Source organism: Methylobacterium pseudosasicola (genome assembly GCF_900114535.1).
GTDB lineage: Bacteria > Pseudomonadota > Alphaproteobacteria > Rhizobiales > Beijerinckiaceae > Methylobacterium > Methylobacterium pseudosasicola.
Genome location: NZ_FOTK01000006.1, coordinates 45629 through 62200 on the forward strand (window position 1 = coordinate 45629; position 16572 = coordinate 62200).

Annotated in this window: 13 protein-coding genes and 1 riboswitch; of the genes, 4 read left to right on the plus strand and 9 right to left on the minus strand. The window is 68.3% G+C overall.

The annotated features are described in order from the left end of the window. Positions 1–344: 344 nt before the first annotated feature. Together BM228_RS07975 and BM228_RS07980 are read right to left on the minus strand one after the other, a co-directional pair. Positions 345–728: a HigA family addiction module antitoxin gene (locus BM228_RS07975; protein ID WP_092038816.1), complete on the minus strand. Its 384-nt coding sequence runs from the start codon at positions 726–728 to the stop codon at positions 345–347. 808 nt (positions 729–1536) lie between these two features. Then, a complete protein-coding gene (locus BM228_RS07980) occupies positions 1537–1896 on the minus strand; it encodes a HigA family addiction module antitoxin (RefSeq protein ID WP_092038818.1) in 360 nt (119 codons plus the stop codon). Between the two features lie 417 nt (positions 1897–2313). Then, positions 2314–2511, plus strand: a riboswitch (cobalamin riboswitch). A gap of 292 nt (positions 2512–2803) precedes the next feature. Between BM228_RS07980 and BM228_RS07985 the strand changes: the two genes are divergently transcribed. Further along, positions 2804–4987, plus strand: coding sequence for a TonB-dependent receptor (locus tag BM228_RS07985; RefSeq protein ID WP_092038820.1), 2184 nt, complete (start codon positions 2804–2806; stop codon positions 4985–4987). Next, positions 4984–6444, plus strand: coding sequence for a peptidase (locus tag BM228_RS07990; RefSeq protein ID WP_092038822.1), 1461 nt, complete (start codon positions 4984–4986; stop codon positions 6442–6444). The genes BM228_RS07985 and BM228_RS07990 overlap by 4 nt, the downstream gene beginning before the upstream one ends. 226 nt (positions 6445–6670) lie before the next feature. Here BM228_RS07990 and BM228_RS07995 read toward each other — a convergent pair whose 3' ends face one another. Both BM228_RS07995 and BM228_RS08000 read right to left on the minus strand, forming a co-directional pair. Then, positions 6671–7774 carry an oxidoreductase gene (locus BM228_RS07995; RefSeq protein WP_092038824.1) on the minus strand — a complete coding sequence of 368 codons (1104 nt, stop codon included), beginning with the start codon at positions 7772–7774 and terminating at the stop codon, positions 6671–6673. Positions 7775–7977: 203 nt separating this feature from the next. Beyond that, positions 7978–10119 carry a TonB-dependent receptor gene (locus tag BM228_RS08000; protein WP_208612001.1) on the minus strand — a complete coding sequence of 714 codons (2142 nt, stop codon included), beginning with the start codon at positions 10117–10119 and terminating at the stop codon, positions 7978–7980. A 185-nt stretch (positions 10120–10304) separates the two neighbouring features. Between BM228_RS08000 and zigA the strand changes: the two genes are divergently transcribed. Then, a complete protein-coding gene (zigA, locus tag BM228_RS08005; protein ID WP_092038826.1) occupies positions 10305–11522 on the plus strand; it encodes a zinc metallochaperone GTPase ZigA in 1218 nt (405 codons plus the stop codon). A gap of 87 nt (positions 11523–11609) precedes the next feature. Here zigA and BM228_RS08010 read toward each other — a convergent pair whose 3' ends face one another. The 3 genes from BM228_RS08010 to BM228_RS08020 form a co-directional block, all read right to left on the minus strand. Continuing rightward, positions 11610–12236 (minus strand): MarR family winged helix-turn-helix transcriptional regulator, encoded by a 627-nt coding sequence (locus tag BM228_RS08010; RefSeq protein WP_092038827.1) that lies wholly within the window; start codon positions 12234–12236, stop codon positions 11610–11612. 84 nt (positions 12237–12320) lie between these two features. Then, positions 12321–12710 (minus strand): response regulator, encoded by a 390-nt coding sequence (locus BM228_RS08015; protein WP_092038829.1) that lies wholly within the window; start codon positions 12708–12710, stop codon positions 12321–12323. Positions 12711–12843: 133 nt separating this feature from the next. After that, entirely contained in the window at positions 12844–14112 is a 1269-nt protein-coding gene (locus BM228_RS08020) for an adenosylmethionine--8-amino-7-oxononanoate transaminase (protein ID WP_092038830.1), read from the minus strand. A 139-nt stretch (positions 14113–14251) separates the two neighbouring features. Here BM228_RS08020 and BM228_RS34595 point away from each other — a divergent pair, with 139 nt between their 5' ends. Beyond that, positions 14252–14419 (plus strand): hypothetical protein, encoded by a 168-nt coding sequence (locus BM228_RS34595; RefSeq protein ID WP_167367691.1) that lies wholly within the window; start codon positions 14252–14254, stop codon positions 14417–14419. Between the two features lie 46 nt (positions 14420–14465). Here the strand turns inward: BM228_RS34595 and BM228_RS08025 are convergent, their stop codons facing one another. Together BM228_RS08025 and BM228_RS08030 are read right to left on the minus strand one after the other, a co-directional pair. Then, positions 14466–15680 carry an MFS transporter gene (locus BM228_RS08025; RefSeq protein WP_092038832.1) on the minus strand — a complete coding sequence of 405 codons (1215 nt, stop codon included), beginning with the start codon at positions 15678–15680 and terminating at the stop codon, positions 14466–14468. A gap of 11 nt (positions 15681–15691) precedes the next feature. Next, on the minus strand, positions 15692–16558 hold the full coding sequence (locus BM228_RS08030) for an NAD(P)-dependent oxidoreductase (protein WP_092038833.1): 867 nt from the start codon (positions 16556–16558) through the stop codon (positions 15692–15694). Between the last annotated feature and the right edge of the window lie 14 nt (positions 16559–16572).

A 16572-nucleotide genomic window follows, 5' to 3' on the forward strand; every position in this document is an offset into this window, starting at 1 on the left:
TGGATCGTATCGCCGTTCCCCGCTGCGCCGTGCACCGACGCATCCGACACGGCGCGGAATTTCGAATGGTCGTGTGGTGTTTCGACTCCGAAAGCTCGCAGGCGAAGGCCGTGACGGCTCGCCTGTCGGATGATCGGAATGGAGTACTTGGCCGCGCTCGCCGCAATGCTGGTGTAAGGTCTTAGCAGGTTTCGCAAAGGTGCTCAGCGGGGTCCTAAAGCAGGCCCGCGTTCGCCTGCCCAGCGGGGCTGCTCAGGAAGGACATACAGTCAAGTCCTTCCGTCATCTCGGTAACTGGGCCCGGCATTCCGAATGCCGGACCGCGCAGATGCGGCCAGCGAACCTCAACTGGCGGCGCGCTGACGATTGGAAGCGACGATCTGGGGTTTTGTCCTGACAAGCTGGGGCCCCGTCTTCTTCGGCTGGGACCTGGCCCTGGCGAGCAATTCGTCCTGCATTTTCTTCTCGCGCCTGCGCACCAGAGCGATGTCGAAGCGGCTCTGCATCTCCATCATCATTTCCATATTGAACCCGAACGCCTTCTCGATTCGAAAGGCCAGTTCGGCATTCAGCCCTGTCTTCTCATTGAGGAAATCGGACAGCGATTGACGGGTGATACCGAGCATGCTGGCCATGCCCATCACGGTCAGGTTGTTCGGCTCAAAAATATTGCGCCGGAGAAACCCACCCGGATGGCATGGATTTTCCAATCTGTAGACTGTGCTCACACCATTCTCCTCTAAAAATCTGCGAGGGATATCCGGCCCGATGGACGGGTTTTTCAGCACCAACAGAATAATGCATCACCTACCCCACATGTCAGTAAATATACCGGCTCGCTGGGGTAATCTTCTATGAAGTACGTTACTCGCCTATCGTTTTGCAATTTTCACTACCCGCCAAGACAGCATGGTTTCTCGAACGATTGGCGAAGCGGCGAGTATCAAGGGGACCGCGCGATGTCAATCAACGCAGAATGCGAGTGCACAATTCACAAAACAACCAGGATGACCTAATCTGTGTAATGCAGAATAGAACATCGAAAAAAACACCTCCTCCCACGAACGTGGCAGCAAAGCCAGAAAGAGAACGTCCTACGGTCTTAGAATTTTCTTTTTTGACGATCGCGCGACAAAATTTCGTACGGGCAACATCGCCGGCAGGTGCGGTTGTCCACAGGTTCGGCGAAACGCCAACCTCAGGCTTAACAGGGCCCTGACGGGTCCCCTCGGAGATCGAAAAGCAAGCTCGGCGGTGCAGAGTTCGCTCCCGGACCCCGCGCCAGACGCATTTGCAAATGCTGCGCCCTTCATCCCCACGCCACCGAGTCATGGCCACGGGAAGATGGGGCAAGGGCCGCCACGGCCTCGCTCAAGATCTGAGGCACGGCAGTCACGCGGTGCAACAGGATCAGTTCCCAACGACGCGACAGGTCGTCCGCGATGGGAGCTGCTCGGAGAGTGGAAACGTCCGCCCGCAGCTTATGCCCACGGCCAAGCGTTCCGGATGCCCGGCCGGGGCAGCGATAGGTCAACGTCATCCGAACGCGTACACGCGCTTGACGATCGGCTGAGAACGTCTGGCGGACGCCTGGACTCCAGTTCTAGCCGCGAGTTCGCGCTGGATGTTCGACTCGCGCTTGCGGGCTTCGGCGATGTCGAAGCGGGTCTGCATGTCCATCAGCGTTTCCATCCGGCACCCGAACACCTTCTCGAGGCGCAGGGCCAGTTCCGCCGTGAGGGCGGTCTTCTCAGTGAGGAAGTCGGACAGCGATTGGCGCGTCACGTTGAGCAAGCTGGCCGCGGCCATGACGGTCAGGTTGCGCGGCTCCAGAATATTGCGGCGCACGAACCCGCCCGGATGGCCTGGATTTTCCAGTCGATAGGTGATGCTCATCGCGTCCTCCTTGTCGATAACGGCCTGCGTTACATCCCTCGAAAGAGAAATAGCCCGCGGCCCTGAGGAACGGCGTGTTGCGTGGCACCTCAATTGACCGCAGCGACTCGTTTACGCGACAGATCATCACTGGTTCCACAGAAATAATATCGACTCAACTTACGGGGCAAAATGCAATTGAAACACCTATCCGAAACGATTGGGTAAAATGCAACTTTGATAGGCGAGCGACGCGACAAAAACATCAAAAATAAGAAATATTTTTGCCGATAAGATGCCAAATATTGCCAACGCCGGCTCATCAAGACCGGTCGCGCAGCGCGCCTCCATTCGTGCGTCCAGCCCACCCGGCCTCGGGCGCCAGCGGCTCGGCGACAACCGCAGATATCCACACGCTTGACGCCCCGCCGCCATACAGCCAAGCTACGGCCTGACGGTTCCCTTCGGGGATCAAAAGGGAACGCGGTGAGGGAGTCTTTCCCGAAACCGCGGCTGTCCCCGCAACTGTGAGCGGTGAGCCCTTCACCACCACGTCACTGGGTTCTTTGGCCCGGGAAGACGGTGCGAGGGCGGCGACCCGCGAGCCAGGAGACCTGCCGTCAGCCGTGGTCACACGCGAAACGCGCTGGGCGGGGTGTCCTGGCGGGTGTCGAGCCGGTCGTGCGCGAGCACGGTCGGCGCGGCCTCGTTCGCGGTGACGTGCCACAGCAAGCGCGCCCGCGTCCCGGTTCTCGATGCCCTCCTATGTCGTGCCGATCCCGGCCGCGTTCCCGCGCGGCCCGATCCTTCGTCCGAGGCCCTGCGCCGTGGCGGAGCGGGTTCCAGCACGCACTGATGATTGCAATGTTATTACGTTGCCTTTAGGGCATCCGGGCCGGCGGTCGCCGCGCACGGACCTACACACGCCATGTCACGATCCAACAACCCGCCCCGCAGCCGGAGCGCGTCGCTCTGCGGTGCCCTCCTCACCTTCCTGGCAAGCCCGGCCGCATCCCAGGAGACCGTCGCCCTCGATCAGCTCTCCGTCGAGGGGGAGGGCGGCGTCAGCCTGACCCGCGCCGCCCCGATCGGGCTGAACCTGCGCACCCCCGACCGGACCGCGAGCCGGCTCGGCCTGACGCCGCTGGAGACACCCGCAAGCGTCGACATCGTGTCCGGCGAGACCGCGCGGCTGCGCGGCCAGGACACGATCGCCGAGGCCGTGACGCAGGACGCCACCGGCATCACCACGATCGCGGCGCCGGGCAACGGCAACGGCGCGTTCACTGCCCGCGGCTTCGCGGGGCCGAACTCGATCCAGCAGCTCTACGACGGCACCCGCTTCTATGTCGGCGCCAACACGGTCACGTTCCCGTTCGACACCTGGAACGTCGAGCGCATCGAGGTGCTGCGTGGGCCGTCCTCGGTGCTCTACGGCGACGGCGCCATCGGCGGGGTGATCAACGTCGTGCCCAAGAAGCCGGTCTTCGTGCCGATCAACACCGCCCGCGCGGTCATCGGCACCGACGGCGTCGCGCGGCTTGCGCTGGATTCCGGCGGCGCGCTCGGCCGGGAGGAATTCGGCGAGACCTTCGCGTATCGTCTCAACGTCAGCGGCAACCGCGCGGATGGCTGGATCCGGCCGGAGGGCGATTTCCGCAACCTCGCGGTCTCGGCCGCCCTTCTGTTCCAGCCGAGCCCGGACCTCGCCTTCACGGTCAGCCACGATCTCGGCTACCAAGAGCCCACGCGCTATTGGGGCACGCCCCTGGTCGAAGGAAAAATCCCGGACCTGATCCGGTTCAACAACTACAACGTCCGCGACGCGAAGATCACCTGGGCGGATAACTGGACCCAGTTCAAGACCGAGTGGACGCCCTCGGCCGACATTACCGTGCGCAACACCGCCTACCGTCTCACCAGCCGGCGTCACTGGCTCGATACCGAGCAATACAGCTACAACCGCGGGACTGGACTGGTCGATCGCGGCGATTATCTTGAGATCTACCACAGCCAGGAGCAGGTCGGGAATCGCCTGGACGCCAGCGTCAAGGGCAGCCTGTTCGGCCTGCCGAACGCATTCGCGGTCGGGTTCGACGTGAACCACATCGACTTCCGCCACACGAACAATTTCTACTTCGACCAGCCCACCAGCGTGCCGCTGACCGGCTACGATCCGGGCTATTTCCCGCAGGACGGTCGGGCGCGTCCGGCCTACGCCACGCAGACCAGCCAGGCCTCGGTCTTCGCCGAGGACCGGGTGATCCTGTCCGAAAAACTCTCGTTCCTCACGGGCGTGCGGCTCGACGTGCCGACGCTGCAACGGCAGGACCTGCAGACCGGATCGCAATTCGAGAAGACCTACCGGGCCCTCGGCTATCGGTTCGGCCTCGTCTACAACCCGACGCCGGACAGCGCGCTCTACGCGCAGTACAGCTTCGCCACCGACCCGGTGAACAGCCTCATCACGCTCAATCAGTCGCTCGCGGGGTTCCAGCTCGCCACCGGCACGCAGATCGAAATCGGTGCCAAGGGGCTCGCCTTCGACGGAGCCCTCGAATGGACGGTGGCTGGCTACCGGATCGTCAAGGACAACCTGATCTCGGCCGTGCCGGGCCAGCCGACGCTGTCGACCCAGGTCGGGAGCCAATCCTCCCAGGGCTTCGAGCTGGCGCTGGGCTGGCAGTTCGCCCCCGGCTGGCGGCTCGACGGCAATCTCGCGCTGCTGCACGCGCAATACGACGCCTTCGACCAGAGCGTGAACGGCACGACCGTCTCGTATGCCGGCAACCAGCCGATCGACGTGCCCGAGCGGGTCGCCAATCTTTGGCTGACCTGGGATTTTTCGCGCGACTGGACGGCGCGCGTGGGGCTCCAGAATGTGGGACAGGTCTACAGCGATTTCTCCAACACGGCCCGGCGGCCGGCCTACAACCTCGTCAATCTTGTGCTCGACCATCAAGTGACTGCGGATTCGCGCCTGAGCCTGCGGGTCTACAACCTGTTCGACAAGGTCTACGCGATCAGCGGCAACGCCGTGAACGGCGTCGGCACCAACTGGCTGCTCGGCCGGCCGCGCTCGGTGGAGCTCGCCTACACGGTGACTTGGTGAGGCGCTGGGCCGGCAAAATCGCGCGCCGCTGGCTGCTCCTGTTCCACCGCTGGGCGGGGATCGCAACGGCCCTGTTCTTCGCCCTGTGGATCGGCTCCGGGCTGGTGATGCTCTACGTGCCGTTCCCGGCGCTCACGCCGCCTGAGCGCCTCGCGCGCCTGGCACCGATCGCCTGGGGCGACGTCGCGGTCGCGCCCGATGCGGCGCTCCCGGCCGGCGGTGTCGCGGGCGTGCCGGCGGCGTTCGACCTGGAGATGCGCGGCGCCGAGCCGGTCTACCGGATCACCGGTCGCGACGGGGCGCGGGCGACGATCTCAGGCCGGACCGGCACGCGGCTCGGCCCGGTCGACGCGGAGGCGGCCTTGCGGCTCGCCGCCGGGGAATGGCCGGGCGCCCGCGTCGAGCCGGTGGAGCGGGACCAGTGGACCGTCACCGCCCGCTACGACCCGCTCCGGCCGTTCCACAAGGTCGCCCTCGGCGATCCCGCGGGGACTGAGCTCTACGTCTCGCAGGTCACCGGCGAGATCGCCCTCGACACGACCCGGTCCGAGCGCGCCTGGAACTGGCTCGGCTCGGTGCCGCACTGGATCTACCTGACGCCTTTGCGCGCCCGGGCGGAGCTGTGGCGCACGGTGCTGCTGTGGCTCTCGGGCTTGGCCGCCCTCGGGGCGCTCAGCGGCCTCACCATCGGGATCTGGCGCCTGCGCCTGCGCCGCCGCTACGCCAGGGGCACCGTGACGCCCTATCGCGGGCTGGCGCGTTGGCACCACCTGTTCGGCCTCGTGGGCGGGCTGGGGCTCGGGGCGTTCATCCTGAGCGGCTGGATCTCCATGAACCCGAACCGCTGGTTCGCGTCGAGCGCCCCGCCCGGCGGAATGAGCACCGCCTACGTCGGGACGCCCGGCGCCATCGGCGTCGATGTCCGGCGACTCTCAAAACTCGCCGGCCCGGACGCCCGGGCCGTACGCTTCACCGCGATCGGCGGCCGCTGGTGGCTGATCGCCGAGGCGCCCGGCAGCCTCTGCGCCGTCGCCCCGGACGGCGGCCCTGGTCCCGACGCCGCCACCCTGGCGGAAGCCGCCGCCGCGGCCATTCCGGAGGGACACCTCCGGGCCGCCCGGCAGATCGTCGATTACGATTCCTACTGGTATCCGCACGGGGTGGACCCGCGGCCCCTGCCGGTCCTGCGCCTGCGCTTCGACGACCCGGCCGCCACCTGGCTCCACATCGACCCGCGCGACGGCACGATCCTCCAGCGGCTGGACCGCTCCGGCCGCATCAACCGCTGGCTGTTCGACGCCCCGCACCGCCTCGACCTGCCGTTCCTCACAGGCCGGCCCGCCCTGCGCGACGCCGCGCAGTGGGTCCTGAACCTGCTCGCGGCCGGGATCGCGCTCACCGGCCTCGTGGCGGGTTGGCGGCGGCTGGGCCGGAGTTTCCGTTCGGTGGCTCGCTGAGCGGAGACACGCGACGGCCCAGCAAACCACACCGTCATTCCGGGGCCGCGAAGCGGAGCCCGGAATCCAGAACCATAGGTGGAGCAGGCGCTTGCACCGTCGCCGGTTCTGGATTCCGGGCTCGCCTGCGGCGCCCCGGAATAACGGGCTGTGCGCCTCCCTAGCGCACCGAAGAGCGGCATTCAGTTACAAGGCGTCGACTTGAGTTTGGCTACGCCCTTCCGCCTCACGCGCGTGGCGATGCGGCGCCATACCCCGCGATCCGGGTTATATCCCGCTCTTCCGCCGTGAGCGCCGGCGCGACGGACGTCCCGGTCCGCGCCGAGATCAGGGCCGCCTCGATGCAGGCCATCACCTGAAGCGCCTCCAGCGCCGCTGAAGACTCGATCGCGCCCCGGGTGAGCTGGCGCGCCACGCCTTCGTAGTAGCGCCGCTGGTCGCCGGCGACCGCCGGCATACGCTCCACATGCCCGGTGCCGTCGTGGATCGCGAGCCCGTCCGGATCCGCGCCCCATCCCGACGCGCCAGGGGCCATGCCGGCCAGGAGCTGCTGCTCCTGGATATCGAGGCGCTCCTTAATGAGGCTGCCAGCCTCGCCGTGGACGACGAAGCGGGGCGATCCGCCGGCGACCAGCATGCTGGCCTGCAACACCACGCGCAGGTCCGGATAGTCCAGCACCACATGGGCCCAATCGTCGGCGAGCGCACCGGGACGCAGTCGCGCCAGGTTGGCGGTCATCCGGTCGGGTAGGCGGAACAGCTGGAGCGCTTGATCGACGAGGTGGGGCCCGAGATCGTACCAGATCCCGCCGCCGGGGCCGGCCCCCTCCCGCCACCGATCGCGGACCTGTGGGCGGAACCGGTCGAAATGCGATTCGAAGTGCCGGACCTTGCCGATGGCACCCGCGGCGATGGCTTTTCGGACGGTGAGATAATCGCTGTCCCAGCGCCGGTTGTGGAAGACGGACAGCATCCGACCGTGGCGCCGCGCCAGCGCGACCAGGCCGCGCGCCTCCGCAAGGTCGAGGGTGAAGGGCTTGTCGACGACCACGTGCTTGCCAGCCTCCAGAGCGATCCGGGCCAGGGGCGCGTGCGTGTCGTTGGGCGAGGCGATCACCACGAGGTCGACGCCGTCCGACGTGGCGACCGCGGCGGGATCGGTGACGACGGCCATTCCGGGCAGGTCGGACCGGACCTTGGCGGGGTCGCGCGATGCGACCACCCGGAGGTCGAGCGTCGGAACTGCCCGGATCAGCGGGGCGTGGAAGGTCTTGCCGGCATAACCGTAGCCGATCAGGCCGACGCGGATCGGTGCAGATGCGCTCGCCATTCAGCTCTCGTCCGGGCCGGCCATCGGGACGGCGCGATTATAGCCGCGCGACCGCTCGGGTTCACAGCCTCGGCAGCATGGAGCATCTTCCGGCCGTTCGATCGGAGGCCGCTGTCAGCACGGCCCTCACCGTCATCACGAGCGCAGCGAAGTGACCCAGTGATGCGCCACCTACGGGGATCGCGCGCCGCCCTGGGTTCTCCCTAGAACCGCGCGGTCAAAAACAACCGCACGTTCCGGCCCGGCAACAAAATCTCGTCCTTCTTGAACGAGGTCGAGTTGCGGATGTCGGCGTCGAGCAGGTTGCGGCCCTGGACGCCGAGGGTGATCGTGCTTGCGCCGTAGACCGCCGGGTCGATCGCCTTCGTGTAGCTCAGCTCGGCGCGCAGGTCGTCGTAGCCGGGGGTGGGGGTCTCGAACAGGGCGGTCGCCTGGTGGTCGAAGGCGTGGAGCAGGTTCACCCGGGCGAACCAGCCGTCCGCCCGCAGGTAGACGCCGCCGCCGAGCCGGTAGGGCGGGATGCGCGGCACGTTGGTGCCGTTGTCGAACTGGGCGCGCACGAAGTCGAACTGCGCCTCGATGCCGGCAAAACCGTTGCCGACCGGCAGGAGGTCGTACTGGCCGATGATCTCGGCGCCGTAGAAGGTGGCGTTCTGCTGCTGGTAGACGACCTGCCGGTTCTCGGTGTCGCTGCCGCAGGAGGCGAAGTCGTCGCCGCAGGTCAGCCCAGTGAAGTTGCGGTAGATGAAGCCGGTATAGCGCGTGTAATAGCCGGTGGCGTCGAGGCGCAGCGGCCCCTCGGCCCGGCGGATGCTCGCCTCGATCGTGCGGGCGCGCTCCTTCTTGAGGTCCGGATTGCCGATCTCGAAGGTCGCGGTGGCGTCGTGCGGCCCCTGCGAGAACAGCTCGTAGCCGGTGGGTCCGCGCTCGACATAGGAGCCGTTGAGGCTCGCCACGAAGCCGAAGGGCAGGTCCTGGAGGGCGCCGATGCTGGCGCTCTTCGGGGCGAAGCGCCGGGTCCGGGCGTATTGGAACGGATCTTGTCCGTCGACCGGGGTGAAGTCCGCGGGGAATTGCGCGGCCGTGCTCGACAGCCGATCGACCTCGTAGCGGCCCGCCGCCTGGAGCCGCGTGCCGGGGCGCAGCTCCAGCTCCTCGAACAGGTAGACCGCGTTGGCCCGGGACTCGGTCTTGGGCAGGAACGATTCGAGCTGGGTGTTGATCACCCGCCGGTCCGACTGGAAGCCGAGCGCGCCGGTGAGCCGGCCGAAGGGCGTATCGACCGGGACGTGCTGGAGCTCCAGGCGCCCCTCGGCCTCGCGGTTCTTGAAGATCGCCTGGATGCCCTCGATCCCGTCCTCGCCGATGCCGACCTCGTTGTGGCGGTAGACCGAGTAGCCCGCCCAGTAGCGGATCACCTCGAACGGCCCGTCCAGTGGCCGGTACTCGCCCCGCGACAGGACACGGTCCTGGTTCGGGGTCAGGCGGGTGCGGTCCTGTTCGGCCACGCCGCCCGGGATCGCGTAGATCGCGTCGTAGTGGCTGAACGAGATTCCGACGAAGCCGCGGTCGCCGATCGCCGAGATGCCAACCGCGCCGCCCTGCGATTCGTTGTAGGAGTTGCGCTGGATCCCCCCGGGGATCGCGTAGCTGTCGTTGGCGGTCCGGAACCCGTCGGCATGGACCGCGATCCCGTCGCCGCCGGCATCCACGGTGGCGGCGCCGAGCCGGCCGTTATCGACGCTGGAAAAGCCGCTGGTGACCTGCCCCTGCACGCCGTTGGCCGGGATGAAGGTCGGCACCCGGTTGTTGTCGGCCGAGACCACGCCGCCGATGGCGCCGGAGCCGTAGCGCAGGGTCGCGGGACCGCGGATCACCTCGATCCGGTCGGAGACCAGCGGGTTCACCGGCACCGCGTGGTCCTCGCCGAGATCCGAGACGCCGCCGTTGACGATGCCGTTCTCCTGGATGCGCACCCGGGCATTGTCGAGGCCGCGGATGATCGGCCGCGAGGCCGCGCCCGGCGCGTAGGTGGTGGAGGAGATGCCGGGCCGGTCGAACAGGGCGTCGCCCAGGGTCCGGGGCTGGTCGCGGGCGATCTGGTCCTGGGTCACCACGGTGACGGGCGAGAACGTATTGGTCGCCACCGGCAGGATGCCGGTCTGGAGCGGGGCCGTGGTCCCGACCGTGGGCTGACCGGTCTGGATCGGGCTGGGGCTAGTGACGCTGATCTGGTCGAGGGTCACAGCCGACTGCGCCTGCGCCGGAGCCGTCAGAAAACCGGTGCACAGGGGGGCGGACAGGATCGTGCCGGCCAGGAAAGCGAGACGGAGCGAAGAAGGCATCGAGACTCACACGGTGTTATAATGTTTCATTCACGCCTCGAAGTGGATTGATGCAAGGGCGGATCGCGTGTCCCGCAGCGATCGATTGGAAACGTTACATCATTGCAACATTCTGGTCCGGCGGCCTTTCACAGAGGCCTCCGGCGGCGGTTGACTTTGAAACGTTATAACGTTTTTCTCGGACTATGACCAAGCCCGATCCCCGCCTTCCCGTCACCGTCCTCTCCGGCTTCCTCGGGGCCGGCAAGACGACGCTGCTTAACCATGTCCTCAACAATCGCGACGGCCGCCGGGTCGCCGTGATCGTCAACGACATGAGCGACGTGAACATCGACGCCGACCTCGTGCGGGCCGGCGGCGCCGACCTGTCCCGGACCGACGAGACGCTGGTCGAGATGACCAACGGCTGCATCTGCTGCACCCTGCGGGACGACCTGCTGGAGGAAGTCCGGCGCCTGTCCGAGGCGGGGCGGTTCGACTACCTGCTGATCGAGGGCACCGGCATCGCCGAGCCGCTGCCCATCGCCTCGACCTTCTCGTTCCGGGACGAGGCGGGCCGTTCGCTCTCCGATCTCGCCCGCCTCGACACGATGGTGACGGTGGTCGACGCGGTGAACCTGCTCAAGGATTACGGCTCGGCCGCCTTCCTGCGCGAGCGCGGCGAGACCGCGGGCGCCGAGGATACCCGCACCCTGGTCGACCTGCTGGTGGAGCAGATCGAGTTCGCCGACGTGGTGGTGATCAACAAGGCACCGGACGTCTCGGCCCAGCACCTCGCCCTGGTCCGCTCGGTGGTGCGCGGCCTGAACGCCGACGCCCATATCGTCGAGACCGATCACGGGCGTGCGCCCCTCGACGCGATCCTGGATACGGGGCGGTTCGACGAGGAGAAGGCGCAGGCTCACCCGCTCTGGTTCAAGGAGCTGTACGGCGCCCACGAACACGTGCCGGAGACGGAGGAATACGGGATTTCCTCGTTCGTCTATCGGGCCCGGCGGCCGTTCGATCCGGAGCGGTTCAACGCCTTCGTCAACGCGACCTGGCCGGGGCTGATCCGGGCCAAGGGCCATTTCTGGCTGGCGACGCGGCCGGACTGGGTCGGGGAGTTTTCGCTGGCGGGCGCCGTGGCTCGCGTTTCGGCGATGGGTTTCTGGTGGTCGGCCGTGCCGCGCCGGCGCTGGCCGGATGCGCTCGAGTTCCGCGAGCGCCTCGACGCGGTCTGGAGCGAGGTCTGGGGCGACCGGCGCCAGGAACTTGTGTTCATCGGCACCGGCATGGACCGGGAGGCGCTCACCGCCGCCCTGGATGCCTGCCTGGTGGAGACCGGCACGGATGCGGCCTTCGATCCGGACGCCTATCGCCACCTGCCGGACCCGTTCCCGGCCTGGAAGCGCGCGGCCTGAAGCGGAACCCGGCTGTCCGACATCATCCTGCGACAGGTTCATCCCGAGAGGTGGCACCCACCTTTCGGGATGATGCTTTTGAAGCTCTCAGATCGAGAGCGCCTCAGCCTCGTCTTCCGCCTCGATCTCGGCGTCGACCTCGGTGATCTGGCCGGAGGCGCCGGCCGCCTCGGCGAGGCCGCGGGCGGCCTTGCGCAGGAGCTTGCGCAGGCGGCGCCGGTCGGTCTTGTCGAGATGGTCGAGCAATTCCGCCTCAACCTCTTCCTGGATCCGCTCGATCGCCTCGGCCTTCGCCAGGCCGGCCTCGGTGAGCTGCACCCGGACCACGCGCCCGTCGCCCGATTCGGCCCGGCGCTCGACGATGCCGAGCGCCGCGAGGCGGGTCACCGTCTTCGAGGCGGTGGGGGGCCGCACCCGCAGGAGGGCGGCGAGATCGCCCATCGTCATGGTGCCGGCCGCGGCCAGGGCCTGCACCACCTGCTCCTGCCCGGCGAAGAGGCCGAGCTTGGCCAGCCGGTCGCCGGTGCGCGCCCGATGCAGGCGCGCCGCCTGCACCAGCGCCCAGCCGACGCTGCGCACGTTGGGCGGCCGCATCTTCTTGGAGGAGCCCTCCGACGCGGCCGCGTCCTTGATCTCACGATCGCGTTTCTGCCTGTCGCCCACCGGAGCGCCCGCATCTATGCCGGCGGCCGCCGGACCATCCTGAAGCTGCACGATCCACTCCCGTCCTGCGGCCGCTCGGGATCGTGTGGCGCGGACGGGTGACGCTGCGATGACGGGCGCCGAAAACCTGGTGCATCAGCAGGGCATCAGACGCTGGAGCCGGTCCAGGATATCCTCGCCCGTGCAGGGCCGGGCGATGAAGTCGGCATGCGCCGGCATCCGGGCCGGATCGGGGGCCGCCCGCCCGGACACGATGAGAATCGGCAATTGCGGGCGGGCCTCGGCCACCGCACTCGCCAAGTCGAAGCCGTCGGTCTTCCCCGAGAGCTGCACGTCCGTCACCAGCCCGCAGATATCCGGGCGCGCCTGAAGAATGCTGAGCGCCCGCTCGGCGGAGGCACATTGCACCGTGTCGTAACCGCCATCCTCCAGCACGTCCCCGAGGTCCATGATCGTCAGCGCCTCGTCCTCGACGAGGAGGATCACCGGCCGATCGCCGCCCGAAACCGTCTGCTCGCTCGCCACTGTACACTCCCTCCGGCAGCGTCCGGCGGCGTAGGCCGCCGCACGCATGGTCAGCCGTGAGCCCAACGGCAGAAACGGTTCCAGGTTGCAGGCCGCCGCCGCCGCGCCTCGCGGGACCGTGTTGCGGACGCGCTCAGGACAGGGCCGCCGCCTGCTCAGGCACCACGGCGACGACCGCCTCGATCAGCCGGTCGAGATCCGCCGGCTCGATGGTGAGGGCGGGGGTGAGATAGACGATGTCGCCGAACGGCCGCACCCAGACGCCCCGGTCGAGGAAGGCCGCCTTGAGGGCGGGGAGGTCGGGGGCGCGGGCGAATTGCACCGCCCCGATGGCGCCAAGGGTCCGGACATCCGCCACCCCGGGCAGGCCCTTCAGGCCGGCGAGCCCATCCGCGAGGCGGTGCGCGATGGCGCGGGCCTGGTCGAGGCGCGGCTCGGTCTCGAACAGGTCGAGGCTGGCATTGGCGGCCGCGCAGGCCAGCGGATTGGCCATGAAGGTCGGGCCGTGCATCAGCGCCGCGGCGGGATCCTCGGACCAGAACGCCTCGAACACCGCCGTCCGGGCGACCGTGGCGGCGAGCGCCATGGTGCCGCCCGTGAGCGCCTTCGACAGGCACATGATGTCCGGTACGATCCCGGCCTGTTCGCAGGCGAAGAGGCTGCCGGTGCGGCCGAACCCGGTGAAGATCTCGTCGGCGATGAGCGGCAGGCCGTGGCTGCGGGCGAGGCGCGCGATCGTCGCCAGCACTTCCGGCGGGTGCATGACCATGCCGCCCGCGCCCTGAACCAGCGGCTCGACGATCACGGCAGCCAGCGTCTCGCGATGGGCGGCCAGCGCCGACTCGAGCGCCGCGGTCTCGGCGGCGCTGCGCGGCAGATCGCAAAAAACCTGGCTGGGCAGGTAGGCGCCGAAGCGGCGATGCATGCCCTCCTCGGGGTCGCAGACCGACATCGCGCCCATCGTGTCGCCGTGATAGCCGCCCCGGAAGGCCAGCACCTTGGTCCGGCCGCTCACCCCACGGTTGAGCCACATCTGGGCGGCCATCTTCAGCGCGACCTCGACGGCGACCGAGCCCGAATCGCTGAAGAACACGTGGTCGAGATCCCCCGGCAGCAGCGCCGCGAGCCGCGCCGCCAGCCGCTCGGCCGGGGCATGAGTCAGGCCGCCGAACATGACGTGGGGCATCCGCGCCAGCTGGTCGGCGACCGCCTCGGCGATGTGCGGATGGTTGTAGCCGTGCACCGCCGTCCACCAGGACGCGATGCCGTCCACCAGCGCGCGGCCATCGGCCAGCACGATGCGGCTGCCCCGCGTCGCCACCGCCTCCAGCGGCGAGGGCGCCAACCGCATCTGCGTGTAGGGCCGCCACAGGTTTTTTTTGGAGGGGAGATCGGACGTCATGGCGCTGGGATGAGCGGCTTGGCGGGGGTGGTCAAGCGGAGCGCCCCCTCTGGTTTCGGTGCACCGCGACGCATATCCTCCACGCGCGGGAAGCGTAGTCCGTGATGACGGCCCGATGCCGGCCCGGGAGCCTGCGGGAATGCGCTGGTCGGATCTCTATCTCATGGCCCTCGGGCCGGTTCTCGCCCTGGCCGCGGGCCTGTTCATCTACCTCACGGCGACGATGGGACAGGCGAACCGCGCGCAGAAGACGCCCGGCGCCTGGGAAAAGCTTCGTCCCGTGCCGGGGCGCGGCGAAGATCGATAGCGCGCTGAAGCCAATCCGCGCCGCAGCGCTCGAGCGACAGCCGTCGTCACGCCCCCCGGCCCCCAACCCGGAAACCATGACTCGTCGCTCGCCACGTCGTCGCCAGCGCGAGGACGGTCAAGGGCAGGAGCGTCCAGGGCAGGCGATCGGCGCCGGCCCAATTCACCACCAATCCGCCGGCCACGCCGCCGCCCGCCACGGCCAGGTTGAAGACGGTGACGAAGATGGATTGCGCCACGTCGGCCTGCTCGCCGGCGCTATCGGCCAGTGCCGTCTGCAACAAGGTCGGGGCGCCTCCGAAGGTCAGGCCCCAGATCACGACGCCGACCAGAACCAGGACCGGCGATCCGTGCGAGAGCGCCAGCAGCAGCGCCGCGGCCGAGAAGGCGGCGAGGCTCAGCAGCGTCAGGGCGCGCAGGTGGCGATCCACCAGCACGCCCGTCGCCCAGATGCCGACGACCGACGCGCCGCCGAACACGAGCAGGATGAGATCGACCCTGAGATCGGTGCTGGTCGTGCCGAGGAACGGCGCGACGTAGGTGTACAGGCTGTTATGCGCGAGGATCCAGGCGAACAGCACCAGCAGGACGGTCCGGATGCCCGGGATCGTGACGACATCGCGCACCGGCACGCGCCGATCCCGCGCCTGACCGGGAAAGTCGGGCACGCCCAGCCGCACCCAGGCGAGCAGGAACAGGGCGACCGCGGACAGGATCCAGAAGACCGAGCGCCAGTCGGACAGGCTGCCGAGCCAGGCCCCGAGGGGCACGCCGAGAGAGAGCGCGATCGGCTGGCCGACGCCGACGATGGCAAGCGCGCGGCCCTGCAGATGCGACGGCGCCAGGCGCCGGGCATAGCCGGCGACCAGCCCCCAGACGACGCCCGCCGCCATCCCGGCGATGAAGCGTGCGCCGAGCGTCAGGCGAAAATCCGCGGAAACGGCTGTCACCGTGTTGAAGATCAACAGGCCCAGGATCGCCAGAAGGAACAGCGGGCGGCGGTTCCAGCTGCGCGTCGCGGCGATCACCGGGATGGCGGCGGCGACCGAACCCAGCGCGTACAGCGTCACCGTCTGGCCCGCCACCGCCTCGGAGACGCCGAGACCGGCACCGATTTGCGGCAGCAGGCCGGCCGGCAAGGTCTCGGTCATGATGGCCAGGAACCCCGCCACGGTGAAGGCAAGAAGCTGAACGACCGGGAGACGCCCGGAACCGGCCTCGTCTCCCACGGTCGATGGGCGCAGGGTTTCAGAGACCGTCATCGGAGCCCCCATCAGACCAAAAAAGATGCGGCAATGTCCTTGCCGCCATGGCCAGCCTGGTCCGCCCGCCGGAAGCGGGCGAGACCGGCTTCAGCCAAGTCGGCGCGGATGCCCGTTCCGGCGAGCGCTTCGACGACCAGCCCGGCATCCTTCAGCCCGTTCGCGACGGAAAAACTGGTGGCGTAGTCGCCGTTGAGCATCGCGCCGCCCTTGGCCTGGACATAGGGGCTGTCGAGCGGTCCGCCGGTCACGGCCTCGATCACCAGGGCTGGATTGAGGCCGAGCACCTTGGCAATGGCAAGCGATTCGGCCGTGCCGTGGGTGAGGGCGAACACGAACGCGTTGAGGGCGAGCTTGAGCCTGCTGGCCCCGCCCGGCGCCTCGGAGACCCAGAGCGTGCGCTGGCCGACGGCATCGAAGACGGTCTGGGCCTCGGGGCGCCGGCTGACCGGCCCGGAGGCGAGAATCACCAGCCGGCCCTGCTCGGCGGGCTGGCGGGTGCCCTGCACCGGCGCATCGTAGAGGACGAGGGTGTTTTCGGCGGAGAAGCCCGCGAGCGCCTCGATCGCGCCCACGCCGACGGTGCTGAGCTGGAGCCAGATTGCCCCCTTGGGCAGGCCCGGCAAGGCCGCCGTCATGGCTTCGCGCACGGCGGGACCATCTTTCAGAACCGTCACGACGATGTCGGCGCCGCGAACCGCATCGGCCGCCCGATCGACCGGCTCGGCGCCATCCGCCGCGAGGGCGCGGGCCTTCTCGGGCGTCCGGTTCCAGACCCGGACACGAAAACCCTTGCGGGCGAGGTTGCGGGACACGGCGGCGCCGATCAGGCCGGTGCCGAGGACGGTGACGGCCACCGGAGGCTTGCGATCTGTCATGGGTATCTCCTGCG